This window comes from Balneola sp. EhC07 (assembly GCF_001650905.1).
In the GTDB taxonomy this organism is placed as follows: Bacteria; Bacteroidota; Rhodothermia; order Balneolales; family Balneolaceae; genus Balneola.
The window spans coordinates 1-15,728 of sequence record NZ_LXYG01000010.1; the positions used below are offsets into that span (position 1 = coordinate 1).

Annotated in this window: 6 protein-coding genes and 2 pseudogenes; all 8 read left to right on the forward strand. The window is 37.3% G+C overall.

All coding sequences use genetic code 11. The annotated features are described in order from the left end of the window. A pseudogene (locus A8B79_RS16120) lies at nucleotides 1–459 on the forward strand (tail fiber protein); the annotation flags it as partial. 466 nt (nucleotides 460–925) lie between these two features. Next, nucleotides 926–2,113 (forward strand): tail fiber protein, encoded by a 1,188-nt coding sequence (locus tag A8B79_RS04115; RefSeq protein WP_066218347.1) that lies wholly within the window; start codon nucleotides 926–928, stop codon nucleotides 2,111–2,113. A 14-nt stretch (nucleotides 2,114–2,127) separates the two neighbouring features. Next, entirely contained in the window at nucleotides 2,128–2,853 is a 726-nt protein-coding gene (locus A8B79_RS04120; RefSeq protein WP_066218349.1) for a hypothetical protein, read from the forward strand. Beyond that, nucleotides 2,850–3,392, forward strand: coding sequence for an OmpH family outer membrane protein (locus A8B79_RS04125; RefSeq protein ID WP_066218352.1), 543 nt, complete (start codon nucleotides 2,850–2,852; stop codon nucleotides 3,390–3,392). The genes A8B79_RS04120 and A8B79_RS04125 overlap by 4 nt, the downstream gene beginning before the upstream one ends. Nucleotides 3,393–3,397: 5 nt before the next feature. After that, nucleotides 3,398–4,078 carry a hypothetical protein gene (locus A8B79_RS04130; protein WP_066218354.1) on the forward strand — a complete coding sequence of 227 codons (681 nt, stop codon included), beginning with the start codon at nucleotides 3,398–3,400 and terminating at the stop codon, nucleotides 4,076–4,078. A gap of 14 nt (nucleotides 4,079–4,092) precedes the next feature. Beyond that, nucleotides 4,093–9,357 carry a hypothetical protein gene (locus A8B79_RS04135; protein ID WP_066218357.1) on the forward strand — a complete coding sequence of 1,755 codons (5,265 nt, stop codon included), beginning with the start codon at nucleotides 4,093–4,095 and terminating at the stop codon, nucleotides 9,355–9,357. Between the two features lie 10 nt (nucleotides 9,358–9,367). Continuing rightward, nucleotides 9,368–13,936 carry a DUF6443 domain-containing protein gene (locus A8B79_RS04140; protein WP_066218363.1) on the forward strand — a complete coding sequence of 1,523 codons (4,569 nt, stop codon included), beginning with the start codon at nucleotides 9,368–9,370 and terminating at the stop codon, nucleotides 13,934–13,936. Nucleotides 13,937–15,042: 1,106 nt separating this feature from the next. Then, nucleotides 15,043–15,728, forward strand: a pseudogene (locus A8B79_RS04150) (hypothetical protein); the annotation flags it as partial.

Below are 15,728 nucleotides of genomic sequence, written 5' to 3' on the forward strand. Positions count from 1 at the left end.
GAACAAACAAGTGGAAGTGATATTGAGGTTGCAAGATTTGAAGGGAACGGGAACGTAGGCATCGGCACCACCAATCCGGATCAAAAACTAACGGTAAAGGGTAAAATCCATTCCGAAGAAGTGATTGTAGATTTGAATGTGCCTGGTCCGGATTATGTATTTGAAGAAGATTATGATCTCACTACCCTTAAAGAATTGGAAGCTTACATTAAAGCCAACAAACATTTGCCCGAAATTCCTTCCGCTAAAGAAATGGAGGCCAGCGGAATTACTCTGGGCGCGATGAATATGCTACTACTTAAGAAGATAGAAGAGCTAACGCTTTACACGATAGCTCAAGAAGGAATGATCCAAAAAGAACGCAAAATACAAGAAGAGTTAACTGTTAAATTAAAGGATCAGGAAAAAGCTATTCTAGAACTCTTCAAGAGAATTGAGATGATTGAAAACACAAAATGAGATGAAAATATTTACCAAAAAAGAAGATGAAGACTTTGGTCAACCGATAAATCTATTTTATATCTAATCCAATACTATTTTAAGCTTATGCCTTATCAAGTATTGGTAAAAAGGCCTGATGTCAATCTTATGGGGCTCAATAAACTCCTCAAATAGGTGTCTGTAAAGGCGTGCAATAACATAACTTAGAAATAATTTGCAACTACTGGATAAATTGGTTTAATTCGTTCATTAAAAAATTTTAATAGATTTGGGGTTATGTTAAAGTCAATATTGGTCAATAAGTCCTAATATAGTTTGTTTAGCCTCTTTATTCTGGTTTATGTTAAAATGAATAGTTGCTCTGTAATGGAATGATTTAAGCACTGAGAAATTAGCTCTAACAATAATTTTACGATTGTTTTATACGCTTAATTATATATCTGCAGTGATATACTCTTTAAAATAAAAAAGGAGAAAAGTTTCTATGAAAAAGGTGTATGGGTTGTTAGTATTAGGAATTGCTTTGAGTTTTTCTCTGAGTGTAAAAGCGCAGTTTACAACATCGGGAAATGATATATATTACAATTCAGGGAATGTGGGCATCGGCATTTCTGCTCCGGTACAAAAACTGGATATAGCAGGAAGTATAAAAATCCACTATCCGGGAAAGGTCTATTTTGATAGAGTAAATGTTAAGTCCGAACAATTTTTAGCAACAAACGGGCAAGGTGGTGGATGGATGTTTAATGCTACATATGACGGCTCCGGAAACCCACAAAGTAATGCAACCTATAGCATTGAGCCTGGGCAACATAATACTAGTGCAGGATATTTAGACTTTGATGGTAACAGTAGAAATTGGTCAATTAATCTGTCGGCTCCCTCAACCGGAATTGGACAGCCGGTTGCATTTAAAAAAGTGGCTTTTTTTGACAATACAGAAGTGACCTTAAGCCCTACAGGAAATACAACGGATTTCCACCTGAAAGATAATGGGTATTTAGGTATTGGTACTGCCGATCCATTAGAAAAATTACATATTAGTTCGGGTACTTCAGGAGATGCTGTACTAATATTAGAATCAGATACGGACAATAACAATGAAGGAGACAATCCCCGTATTGAAATGCTTCAAGATGGAGGAGCATCAGGAGCTTATATTGGATTTGATCAATCTTGGGGCGGGAATTGGCAATCAGATAATTTATTTCGGATTGGGCTAAGGTACGATGGAAATGATATAACTAATGCCTTTACCATCAAAACTCAAAACGGTAACGTAGGCATTGGAACTACTAATCCAGATCAAAAACTCACTGTAAAAGGTAAAATCCATTCCGAAGAAGTGATAGTGGATTTAAGTGTTCCCGGACCGGACTATGTATTTGAAGAAGATTATGACCTCACTACTCTTAAAGAACTGGAAGCTTACATTAAAGCCAACAAACATTTGCCCGAAGTTCCTTCTGCTAAGGAAATGGAAGCGAACGGAATAACTCTTGGCGAGATGAATATGTTGTTACTCAAAAAAATTGAAGAGCTAACATTGCACTTGATTGAGCAGAATGAAATGAATAAAAAACAAGAAGAAAAACTACAATCCCATGAAGAGCATATTTCTCGTTTGATCAAAAGAGTGGAACAATTGGAGACTAGAAAAGAAAACCATTAAAAAATTAAAGTGTTATGAAGAAAATAATCTTATTACTCACAATAGTAAGTATATCCCCAGGCATTTATGCTCAGTGGACCAGTTCAGGATCAACCATAACAAACACCAATTCAGGGGATGTGAAGATTAATTCATCGAGCAGAATTTATTTTGATAACTCCGGAAGTACTCAAGGTTTTTTGTATGAACCTAAGGAAAATAACGTCGGCTCAGGTAGGTACTTTTTCATGTTTGATTTTACTAATAATGATAGCTACCCATTTCTTACCAACAGAACACCTAACGGAAAAGTAGTAATAAAAACCGGAATTGCATCAGGAGGGGGAGAAAATACACACTTAACTATTGAAGGTGGAGACGGAGTGGTTGATGCTTACTTCGAAAATGTGAATTTAGGTATTGGTACAAACTCACCTACCGAAAAACTTTCGGTAAACGGGAAGATCCGCAGTAAAGAAATAATAGTAGAAGCGACGGGCTGGCCGGATTATGTATTTGCACCCGATTATCCATTGCCAAGTTTAGAAGAGCTTGAAGCCTACATTAAATCCAATAAGCACTTGCCCGGAATCCCAACTGCAGAAGAAGTAGAGGAAAATGGGCAGCAAGTTGGGGAGATGCAGAAGCTAGTGCTTGAAAAACTGGAAGAAATGACTCTTTACATGATCGATCTGGAAAAGAAAAACAAAAATTTACAAGAGCAAATCAACGAATTAAAAACACTCATACAAAATAAATGACTAACAAATCAATGAACTGGATATCTGTCTCAGCACTAATTGCAGCAACTGTCGCACTTATATTTTCGATCTATCAATTTAACGGTTCATCTAAGATCGCATATGTGGAAAGTAATGTATTGATTGCTGAATATTCGGAATCAAAAGAAGCTCGGGGGGAACTGGATACAAAGATTAAAGAATGGCAAGCCAATATAAATACGCTTAATGGTGAGCTGGAAGCATTAAATACAGAACTAGTTGAAAAAGCAGAAGGTTGGGACACTCAAAAAAGGGAAGCGCATGTAGCTAAAATGCAACAGAAGCAACAAGAATTGGGTCGTTATAATGCTGCGGTAAACAAAAAAGCCAGTGAATTGGAAACAGAATTAATGGAACCTGTTTATGCAAGCATAAACAGCCGAATGAAAGCTTTTGGAAAAGAAAAAGGATATAAGATTGTATTTGGTACCGTTCAGGGAGGTAATATTCTGTATGGCGATGAAGCTATAAATGTAACTTGGGATTTTATTAACTATCTGGAAGGAGAAATGGAATAAATAGGATGAATTCTAGCCTAGTATATATTCTGCTTTTGTTTTTTATCGTCTATGCCTGTTCGGGGGCATCTGTATTTGAAACAAAAGAAGAGTTGACAGCTCATATTTATGATCCCATGAATGAATTCACAACCCAGGTACAGCAAGGTGATTTCACTTTAACAGCTACGTATTTACCACTAGAGTTAATGCTTGCAAGTGAAACGGAATACCTCAATCAATTATTAGAGCGTGGAGCAGCTGAAGGTCAGATAGCAAAACAAAAAGAATTCATCGAAAAATATAAGCAAGGCTACGAGCAGAATTTGTACTTCAAAATGGTTATTGCCCCGGTAAAAGAAGAAGATCTGATATATGCAAAGCTAGGAAGCGGATTTGATTCTTACAGCCACTGGTTACAAAAACTGTTATTTGGGATTAAGGAAGAAATTACTCTTGTAACGGAGCAAAAGCAGGAAGTACCATTATTGAGTTACCAGATGGACCGGAATTACGGAACCGTACATTCCAGATCCTTTTTACTAACATTTCCAAGGCAATGGAATGAGCAACAAGTTTTTTCAGGAGATAAATTTTTAATTAGAGTAGATGAATTTGGGTTAGGGGTAGGAAGAGTTCGGCTTCCGTTCAATGTTCCATTTCCTAAGGTTGACCTGAAAAGCAAGAAACTACAAAGCAGAAATTAACAAAGTGAAATACTATGATTCGAAAGACCAACCTATTTACAAAATTTCTAACAATAACTTTTCTTATTGGGGTGAGTATTGGGCAGTCCGATAACCTGAAAGCACAAGGTCCAGTGCAACCGGAAGCCATGCAGTTTGAACCGGTGGATGTTACCGATGTGGTAAATTTGGCCACAGGTGATTTCACCTATACGGTCCCGATTTTGAATGTACCGGGTCCGGAAGGCGATTACCCGGTGGTATTAAGTTACCATTCCGGAATTGGACCTAATCAGCCTGCTACTTGGGTGGGTTTAGGTTGGACATTAAATCCCGGCGCTGTTAACCGAACTATAAGTGGTTACCCGGATGATTATAAAGGGGACGTAGTAAAAACAAGCTATAAAGCTGATGAGAAAAGCAGCTGGGGACTATCGCTAGGTGCAGGGATTGGTCCTGTAGGTATAAATATGACGTACGATCATTATACAGGTATGGTAGGGGCAAATTTAGTTGTCAGCTTGATGTCAGGTCTTGATGCATTGGGAGCTACAAACTTTGCAGCTGGTCCTTTAAAAAACTTTGATGTTTCTGCTTCAATAGGAACTGATGGTTCTGCTTCAATAGGTGCTAATTTTGGCAGAGGAATAAAAGGAACTAAACTTGGTGCTGGTATTGGGATTAATGCATCTACAAATGGCGGCGTTGGTATAGGGGGGGGTATAAGCAGATCATTAGGAGGAAAATATGAAAATAGTTTAAGCCTAGTTTCTGCAGGGGCATCCTTGAGTTCAAAAGGGAGCGGAGCTAGTTTTAGTATTGGAGGAACGGGTTTCAGTTCATTAACTGAGAATAGCGGGGGGACACTAGTTCAATCAGGATTTTCGGCAAAAATTCCTCTTCCCGGAAAGGCTTGGATTAGCTTTGGTTATTCTAAATGGAAATGGACATTAGATGAAACTTTTTCCGAACCTAGTTATGGGACGTTATATCAGGGATCCGGTACTACTTCTTCTAAGAGAGAACGGCAAAAGCAGGGTAAGTATTTAATGCCGTCAAAGGATGCATTTAACGTGGCTATTCAGGGAGTTTCAGGCTCTTTTATGAGTATGGATGATTATGGTTATGTATTGGAAGATGGTCATGAATACGATGAGAAAGGAAAAATAGTAAGGCAGTGGGGTTCCAGCGGTACTATCCCAACGAATGACAAGAATAATTTCAGATTTTTAGGTGATCAGGGATACAATCAGGTAGATCAATCAAATATTGGGTTTGGTGATAATATTACACAAATGAGTTCAGAGAGAAATTCCGGAAAGAAAGTAAAACCCGTTTTTACACCTAAAGGTAAGATAAGAGGATTTATTATCACTCAAACAGATGGTATGATCTACGAGTTTATGCAACCGGTTAAAAACTTATTTCAATACACAAAAACTATTATTGAAGATGGTAGTGGGTATGAAAACTGGAATGCATTAAGCAGTCCTTATGCTACTTCTTGGTATGTAACCGCTATAAAAGGACCTGATTTTGTGGACAGGCAATCAGACGGAATTACAGATGATGACTGGGGCTATTGGGTAAAATTTGAATATGAGAGAATGGACGAACCACATTTATGGAGAGCCCCGCATTCCGGATATGCTCCTTCGGGAGATGATGCTAAAACATTTAGTATGGGAATGAGAGAGGTGTATCATTTAACCAATATTGAATCAAAAACACATAAGGCAATATTTGAATCAACTGTATCGCAAAATGGAAGTGCACCAAACAATACAGATAATATTACTTTTGGTCTGAACCCAAGGGCTACTTCTACCACACAAGTTTTTGAATATACCGGAGATTTTAGCTGGATTAGTGCTGCAGCAAATTCAACTGATATTGTACTACGAATTACTGATTATAATGATTTTGGTAATGATGGCAGAATCCAAGAGTTTGAAGAGGAAGAGGATAACCAGACTCCTTATAATGATCCTCAGTTTAATTGTAATTTAAATTCGTCCAAAAGAACGATAGAATTACAGGAAGTTACAATAGTATATTCCGATATTGATGATGTTACTTCAATAACAGTAAATAGTACATTTCAACCCTGCCCAAATTATGTAGAGAGTAATGCACGTCTTGCTGCCACTGAATTGTTAACAAGTGGTTTTAGAGGACATAAGAAATTGGATAGGGTAGCGCTAATTAACAAGTCTGAAAATGATACAATTTCAAAGTCGGAGTTTGATTACGATTACTATTTACGCCCAAACTCTAGTGGTTCGGTTGCTGGTGGAGCTCTTACGTTAAATGCGGTACACTTTTTTGGTACAAATAATACCCCTTCCTCACCACCATATCGTTTCAATTATGCATACGGAGAACTGAATCCAAGTTTTCATCCTGACGATATTGATGACTGGGGTAGATATCGTCATCCAGGTCAAAATCAATCTAATCGTGGATTCAGAAATAGAACTACACCACAAGACAAAGGAAGAGCAGATATGTCTGCAGCTTGGAGTTTGACTAACATTATAACACCTACTGGAAGCGAATTAGAAATTGAATATGAAAGCGATGATTTTATTTTTGTTAATGGAACGGTTGATTTCAGAGAATCAGATGAATACAGTTATTCAAATTCTTCAGATCCGAAAGCTATAAATATAAGTGGGGCAAGTAGCAATTTCAGTATTGGACAAATTATAAAGCTCAAAGAGAGGAAGTTTAATTGGAATCTCGGGTCATACGAAAATACTTATTTAATTTTAGAAGAGGATATTAGGATAGTTGACCTTGATGGAGATAAAGTTATAACAAATAAAAATATTGTCGATTTAGAAAAAGTTCCGTACGGAGATTATCAATATGATTACTCTGCGGTTATTATTCCTTTTAAAACCTATGGTGGAGGCTCTAGGGTAAAAAGTACTACTATGCATGATGGTTTAACACGCCAGAGAACATTGTATTCTTTTAGGGACGGATATGTTTCAAGTGGAGTAACTCCCTCATTAGTAGAATCTCCTGCCGACCAAAGCCCGTCAAGTAATTATCGTGCGGAAAGGTTATTCGGAGAAGCTTTTCTAGATAACGATAAATCTTTTAACAGGCCACCACCTAATGTTGTTTACTCGAAAGTTCAAGTTATTAACGTGGATGAAAACGATAAACCTGTAAATGGAATGACAGAATATGAATTCTATACAGCAAGAGATGCTCAATATAAAGTAGATTCGCTTTTCAATTTCCTAAAAATTAAAGACAGATCTGGTATTTACGGCAAACCAAAAGCAACTACAATTTATGAGACTTATACCTCTTCTTCGGGCGCAGAGCTTATGCGGCCAATAAAAAAAACAATTACTAAATATGCCTTTAGTGATGAATTGGCTAATTATTCAAATGTATATAAAAACTCATTTAGTAGTTCAACCGGTATTAATGAATTGTTAGGAATTACCCAACAGAAACATGTTTCTAAAGATGAATACGAAGAAGGTGATTGGCGTAGTTTTGAGGTAGAACGTCAATTTTTGAATGTGTTCCAGACAGGGAATATTTCATATGATTATTTTTATGATGCTGACACCTCTCAAACTAGCTCTAGGATTTTAACTAAGCAATCAAAAGTCATTGGTTTTAATGCTTCAACAGGTCAGCCGATAATTTCTGCCACTCAGACAAATGATGTTTCTGAAGTAATGATAAGTACTGTTACACCCGCACATTGGAAGTATGATGGGTTTGGAGAAATGGAAGAAAAGAATATGCTTACTCAGGTATTTCAAGAAACTTCGTTTAGAAAAACAAACTTAGATATAGAAAACGATTTTTATCTTAAACAATTTTCTCCAAATAGTTCAGGTTCAGATGTGATTTCAAGTAGTGTTACTACATGGTCTAATTCATGGCTGGGAAGTGTATGGCGTAAAAATGACACTTTTGTATATGTGCCTACTTATAATTATCAAAGTAACTCAGAGACAAGTCTTTCTTACACTGAATTTCCAAATGATAGCTTATATAGTACAACAAATGCATATCCCGGAGTAACTATTCCTTTTCCATGGAAAAAAACTTCAAATATTGTAAGCTATGATGGCTATGGTCATGCCCTTGAAACGGTGAATGAAGACGGAACCTTCCAATCCGTGCTGTACGATTCTGATAATGAATCATTGGTAAAAGCGGTAATAAGTAATGCCCGTTTAAATGAAATAGTTTTTAAAGATGAAGAAGCTACTGGATACCATGTAGGTATTGATAACGCCCATACAGGAGAGAGAATAAATTGTGATCAAGGAGGATTAAACCTTGGTTCCACTCCAACAAACCCACCAATTTTTGGGGGTAAATATAAAGTAGGTGTCTGGGTCGATTCTGATGTAACTGTAAATGGTGTTTCATCGCCAGTAACTTCGGGATGGAGATATATTTCATTGCTAGCAAATCATAACGAACAAATTAATATGAATGGTAGTGGCTGTTATGATGATCTAACTATTATTCCGGCTTATGCGTCTATTTCTTACTTTACATACGATCCACTTACGTGGAAAGTAGCTTCTATGACAGGACCAGATAACCGTACAAGCTATTTTGAGTATGATAATGCCGGACGATTAATAGCTACCAGAGATATGAATAAAAATATTCTTCAGGTGCATGATTATGGGTATGGTCAGGAATTGTTTATTTATTACGAACCGGAACGACCCGAACCTGGAGACAGAGTCGAATTTAAAGCCATTCCACTTCGGTCGGGTTATGAGCCTGGAGAATACTCTTGGAGTTTTGGAAATGGTCTGGGAAAAACCACAACGACTGATACTACTTCCCTAATTTACAATACAGATGAAGAGTTTAACGTAACTCTTACATACCTGAAGGATGGGAAGACGCTTAAATCTTCGCGAAGAATTAAAATCGGGTCATCACTTACACTAAAACTATCTGGCACAGTAGAAAACACATACGGAAGTTATAGCAGTGTCGATCCAGATGAAGAAGTTGGACAATATCCGGTTCACCACCCTGAAGGTGGAGATGGTATCCATTATAAAATAGATGTTTCAGCAAATGTGGAAGGAGGTGTAAAACCATACAATTACACTTGGTACAAGAAAGCACAAGGAGAATCGAATTGGACAGAGTTGTCAGATAAAGATTCTAATGTAACTGTGATTCAGCAATCTACAACTCCAAGTGCTTTTATTTTACAGTTTAAATGCGTCATTACAGATTATGATAATAACTCAGTAGAAAAAACAATTTTTGTTTCAAACCAGGAATAGGAGTAGAAAGATGAATTTAAGAAAATTAAAAAAATTAGTTATTATCTGTCTCTTTATTGCGATTAATTATGAAGTAACAGAACTATCTGCGAACAATAATACACCCCCAAGCATTATTACAGTTACTGGGCCGGCATCAGGTAGCACCTGCTATAACGGTCAAAGCTGTACAATAGAATGGGTGGTTGATTCAGGTTTTAGCTACCAACAACCTGATAAATTCAGAATTGAATATAAAAAAACCACTGACCAGAACTGGACACTAATTAACGAAGATTATATTGCAAATTTTATGCCGCTGGATGGAACCGACTATCAATATAGTTATTGGTCTCCCCCAAATATTCAGGAAGGCACCTATGAAATCAGAGTATCAAAATATGAGGAATGGTGTCAGGATAATAGTTGTAGTTATTTTGAAGCAGGTTATGATATTGGTGATCAATTTAATATTGTTACTCCACCTTATATTGATAATACAGGACCTGCTAGCGGTACATATAATCTTGGTGGAGTACTTCCTTTTAGTTGGACATCAAATGTAAATTCTGTTACTCCTGTACTTATAAACATCGATAGTGGTTATGAAGATCCAATAACTTCTTGTGGTACCGGATCGTCAGGAAGTTGTTCCTGGAATATACCTACATCTCAAGCAGAAGGAAATTATAGAATAGAATTTCAGGCAAGTTCTGTTACAGAAAACAGTGCTCATTTTAGGATTGAACCAAAACGCATTATAATGCAAAGCCCTTCGGGTGGGGAGTTTTTTGAGTTTGGAGCAAAACCAAATATTAAATGGAATAAAAACTTTGAAGGTGGAAATGTAGATATTAAACTTCGGGCTATTGTTAACGGGGTTCCTGCATATGTGCCCATTGCTTCAGGTGTTTCAGGTTCTTCTTATGAATGGACGGTAACTTCTCCATTAAACACTAGTCTAAATTATAAAATTTATATTGAGGATAGTAATAATAGCAGCTTGAATGATCTTAGCACTGACTACTTTAAGGTTATTGATCCGGAAACAAACATTCAAAATATTAATTTTGCACAAAGTAAATCGATCCGTATACCAATTACTAATATTTCAGGTATAAGCAGTTTACAAGTGGGTAATAAAGAGATTTCCAAAACCATCGGATATGTAGATGGAACCGGAAAAATGCAACAAAGCATAGCTTTAGAGAGCTCGCCTTCTCAAAATGATGTAATTACACCACATTCATACAATGAGATTGGCCAAGAAACTATCAAATACCAACCATTCACGATGCAAACAAAATTTGGTGAATTGCACACATCAGTGTTTGAAGATCAAGAAGATTTTTATACGAATGGTACAGGTGGTGTGGAACCAAATACGGCCCCATACGCAAAAAGTGTGACGGAAAAATCTCCTTTATTAGTACTTAAAGAACAAGGAGCACCCGGTCCAACTTACCAACCCGGTGCAGGGAAAACTGTTTTAACAAAATCAGATGCCAATACTTCTACTGATGATGTAATATACTGGAGAGTAAATAGCGCCGGAAATCCGGAAGCAAATGGCTATTACCCCGAAGCTGAATTGGGAAAGAACACCACCACCGACGAAAACGGTAAAACTTCTTACACATATACCGATCGGGAGGGGCGAGAAGTTTTGAAGGTTGGTTATCAGAATTCGTTTACACCAGTAAAAACCTACTATGTGTACGATAAATACGGAAATTTACGGTTTATTATTCCACCGGAAGCTGTAGTCGATATCGGAAGTAACAATACTATTGAGCTTACTCCAACTCATACAATAAGAACCACCTGGCTAACCGAAATGCGATATGATGGTTTTAATCGCGTGGTATGGAAGAAAATACCGGAGGCAGAACCCGTGTACACTGTGTATGACAAACTGGGGCGCGTTGCGCTTACCCAGGATGGAAACATGCGTACCGCTAACGAATGGTTTTTTACCAAATACGATATTCGTGGTCGGGCTATTATGACCGGAGTGTATACCGAAATTGATGAAGACAGAGATTCTCGTGAGGAAATGCAAGGTTATTTAAATACATGGAACGGTGCTACCTGGGAAAACAGAACGTCAGCTAATTTTGAGACCCAACATGGCTACACTTTTAACCGAACCTTTCCGGTGAGTTTGCAAAATAGTATGATTTGGAGCGTAACCTATTATGATGATTACGACTTCAACAACAACGGCACGCCTGACGAAACTTTTGAAGCCAATACTGAATTCACGGCGTTAACAGGAAACAACCGAAGCCCACACGAAGTAGATTTAATGCGTACGGATGGCATGGTTACAGGAAGTAAAACCAGGATACTTTCTTACCCAACAGTAATTGAAACTAATACCAATACCGAATACGATAACCATAATTACGATAACTCCGAAGTGTACTATATCGGTAACGGTGGAAGTAGTATTACATTAAAGCCAGGATTTAAAACCAAGCCCGGACAGAATGTAGTCATAGGAAACGAAAACTCTATTCCTGTTTCGTCATTCGATGAATATAATAAAGGAAGCTGGTTAGAAGGCGTAACTTTTGCAGATGAATACGGTCGCACTATATACAGCAAAAGCACGAACCATCTTGGCGGTACGAATAAGACCTGGATATTATATCATTTTGACGGCGAAGTAGAACGCACCAAACAGGTACACACAGGGAACAGCGTTACCACAACAGTACGCAATCGCTTTGAATACGACCATGGAGGAAGATTATTGGCTCAGTACCAACAAAACAACAGTGATGCTGAAGTAAAAATTGTGGAAAACGACTACAACGAGCTTAGCCAGATTACTACGAAGAAACTTCATTATTTAGGTGGAGGCGACTTTCTGCAAACCCTCAACTACAGTTATCATCAACGGGGCTGGCTAAAAAGTGTGAATGATCCCGATAATCTGGAAAGTGATTTATTTGGATATTCATTGAGTTACGATCAAACTCCGTCCGGTGGTCAGACCTCCCCGCTGTATAACGGAAACATTATTGGAATGAACTGGGCAACGAAATGGAACGGTACTACCACCAAACGTGGACAATACAGTTATGCCTATGACGGCTTAAACCAATTGACTAATGCATACTTTAGAGCCAAGGTTGGTAGCAGTTGGACAAGCACCGGAGAAGGAAATTACGAAACCCGGTACCATTACGACCGCAATGGAAATATAACTGAGTTGCGAAGAGCCGGAGGAACGCAGGCTATGATGGCTGATTGGATGTATTACGATTATAATGGCAATAAAGTGGTAGGTATTAACGATATAGATGGTAGTCAATCTTACGGTTTTAAAGATAATGGATCGTATAATACCTCCGGAGAATATTTGTATGATGTAAACGGAAACATGACTCGGGATTACAACAAAGGAATTACCGACATTCGCTACAATCGTTTGAATTTGCCGGAAGTGATTACCTTTGACAGCGGTAACCAGATTGTGTATCTATACGATGCCTCAGGAGCTAAACTTTCCAAAAAAACCTATGTGAACAGTTCACTTGGTGTAAGGGCTGAATATTCAGGAGGTTTTGTATATGAAGATCAAAGCTTAAGTTTTTTCGGCTTCGGAGAAGGAAGAGTTAGAAATGCTGCAAGTGGTTTACAATACGAGTATGATTACAAAGATCATTTAGGTAATGTAAGAGCTACTTTTAGAAATAATTCAGGAAGCCCATTGTTGTTACAGGCTGATGATTATTATCCATTCGGTTTAAAAATGTCAGACTTTAGCTACTTGAATAGTGGTTCTGATGAAAACAAATTTACCTACAACGGCAAAGAGTTTGGAGGTGAACTTGGGTTGAACTGGTATCATTATGGAGCCCGGTTTTATGATCCTACAGTGGGTAGGTGGTTGAGCGTTGATCCTTTAGGTCAATTCCATAGTTCATACCTTGTTAATGCAAATAATCCTTTAATCTATAAGGATGAAGATGGTGAGTGGGTACATATTGTAGTAGGTGGACTTGTTGGTACGGCTGTTGGGGTCTATAACGTTGCGAAAGAAAAGGGCTTGAACCCAAAAAACTGGGATATGAAAGATGTTGGAAGAATTATGGTTAGTACTGGAACAGGGGCGTTGATTGCAGCAGTTCCATCATCTGCTGGTTGGGTAGCAGGAGGAATTCAAGCAGGTTCAATTAGTGCATCGGGCAATCTTGCAGATCAAGTCTTAAGATCTAATAATTTGTCTGAAATTTCTTATTCAGAAGTTGCTCTATCTGGTATAACAGGTTCTTTGGCTTTTGCTGGCTCTTATAGAGCATCGTCATGGTTAAACTCTAAAGCCAATGCTGTTTATTGGGGAAGAGGAAACGTTAATAGCAAATATTATAAGTTTGGCGGAGTTACACCGAGATGGGTAAGAGCTGCTAGAAGTCAAGACTATCCAGGATTTGGAGCATCTATAACAAATAGTGTTACAGATTTCCTTAATACACTTTCAAATAACGTTCTTGGAAACTGGATGAACAATTTATTTGAAGATAATGCTGAGGTTATAGTCGAAGGTTTACAATGTAGCTGCGTAGTTGCGGAGGGAAGCAATGAGTAAAAAGGTTTTTAAAATTAACCATTACCAGAGCGAAAAGGATTTAACAATTACTAGTGCTATTAACTATATACCTATAGCATTATTATGGATATTGTTGATCATTTTCTTCGACCAATTAGAGTCAAATAAAATTAAATTATTATTCGTTTCATTACTTTTGCTGGCTAGTTTTTTCTCTTCATATTTGAGATTCTATCGAAACAGCAAAATATCGGTTTTATCAAACCAAATAGTTTTGGAGACTAGAAACTCAATGAAGTTTTACTTAGACTTAGATGCTATTAAACGTGTTGAAGTTTCAAAGCAGCCATTTAAGCTTGATATATTTAATAGCTTTTATATGGTGACATTTATTACGTATGATAATAGTATATACAATATTTTTTTTGAGTTTAGTTTTTTCTATAGGAGAAGGAGAAACATACAGCTTTTCCTTAATAGACTAACTGAAAAAAGTATCTCAACTCCAAGGAACAGATTAGAGTTCAAGGTCATAACTAGTAAACTTAAAAGTCTATTTTCAAAGCCATTTCCAAAGATCTCTTAATGCCCCCAAGATCTCTGAAGTCTTTAGCGATAGCGGTGACTTCAGAGCAGGAATGAAGAAGCTAGAGAGCTCCCAAATATCCAAATCTTTATTACCCAAGATATCTGAAGTCTTAAGCGAATAGCGGTGACTTCAGAGTAGGAATAAACAAGGGAGAGAATTAGCTGAGTAAAACAAACGGCAAGTCTGCGACTTGTTAACCGAAAAAAGATTAGTTGTCAATGCCATTTATAATCCTCAAACTATCGTAAGCGTCATACCTCACTCTTGTGCAGTGGGAGCTACTCCTTCCTAGTTTTCAAAATTTCATTCTCCTTTTTCAGTTCATTTACTTTCTTCTGAACGTCAATCATTTGCAGGGTCAACTCCATTCTAGCTAAAAAATGCTTTAATATCCCAAACAGTTGAAAGATCTCTAAAATTCAAGTGGGACAAGCATTGAACGAAAGCTTGAATGACTTCAGACTTAGATTTTTAATATTTCATTAACATTAATTTACATTTACATTTGTTGGTAATTCCTATTTAGACAGATACTTAAAATTAAATATTTGACATTATGTATCGAATAGCTTCACTCTTTGTTTTTATTATTGCTCTTCTTTTTTCTTCTCAAGATGTACAGGCACAAGTTATACAAGCAGACACTTTAGATATTACTGATCACATTCGGCTAAGAGTGGGTAGGAACTCTGCTGTAACAGGGAGTTCTAATACATTTATTTACCGATCAAGAGATGTGAACTCTGCTTACCCATTTACCCAAAATGGGCATTTAGTACTGCAACCCCGCTCAAGTTCTTCCAGGGATGTAGTATTTCTAACTGGAATAACCCCTGTAGTTGCGATGACGGTTAGAGGATCCGGGAAAGTTGGAATTGGAACTAATAATCCATCTGAAAAACTGGAAGTGGATGGAATTACACAATCAAAAACCTTTCGTACCAATACTGATAATGTTGATTATAATCACTTTACAAGAAATGGAGTAGGATCGGCTGTTTATATCAATCAAGTTTCTAGCGGTGCTGGCTTTCCAATACTCAGATTATCAAGTGGATCTGCAAATCCCAACCAAAATGTAAAGTTTACAGTGGAAAATGATGGTAGTGTTGGAATAGGAACAGATAGTCCGGAATCAAAACTTCATATAGAATCTGATGGGACAGGGCTTCAAATCACTCCTATATCTTCTAACTCAAATGTAGCACAAAGCATTTCGGTCTTTAATGTAGATAACGATGC

Coding starts and splice junctions, on each gene's coding strand:
- A8B79_RS04115 (WP_066218347.1), top strand. CDS start 926: ATGAAAAAGGTGTATGGGTTGTTAGTATTAGGAATTGCTTTGAGTTTT.
- A8B79_RS04120 (WP_066218349.1), top strand. CDS start 2,128: ATGAAGAAAATAATCTTATTACTCACAATAGTAAGTATATCCCCAGGC.
- A8B79_RS04125 (WP_066218352.1), top strand. CDS start 2,850: ATGACTAACAAATCAATGAACTGGATATCTGTCTCAGCACTAATTGCA.
- A8B79_RS04130 (WP_066218354.1), top strand. CDS start 3,398: ATGAATTCTAGCCTAGTATATATTCTGCTTTTGTTTTTTATCGTCTAT.
- A8B79_RS04135 (WP_066218357.1), top strand. CDS start 4,093: ATGATTCGAAAGACCAACCTATTTACAAAATTTCTAACAATAACTTTT.
- A8B79_RS04140 (WP_066218363.1), top strand. CDS start 9,368: ATGAATTTAAGAAAATTAAAAAAATTAGTTATTATCTGTCTCTTTATT.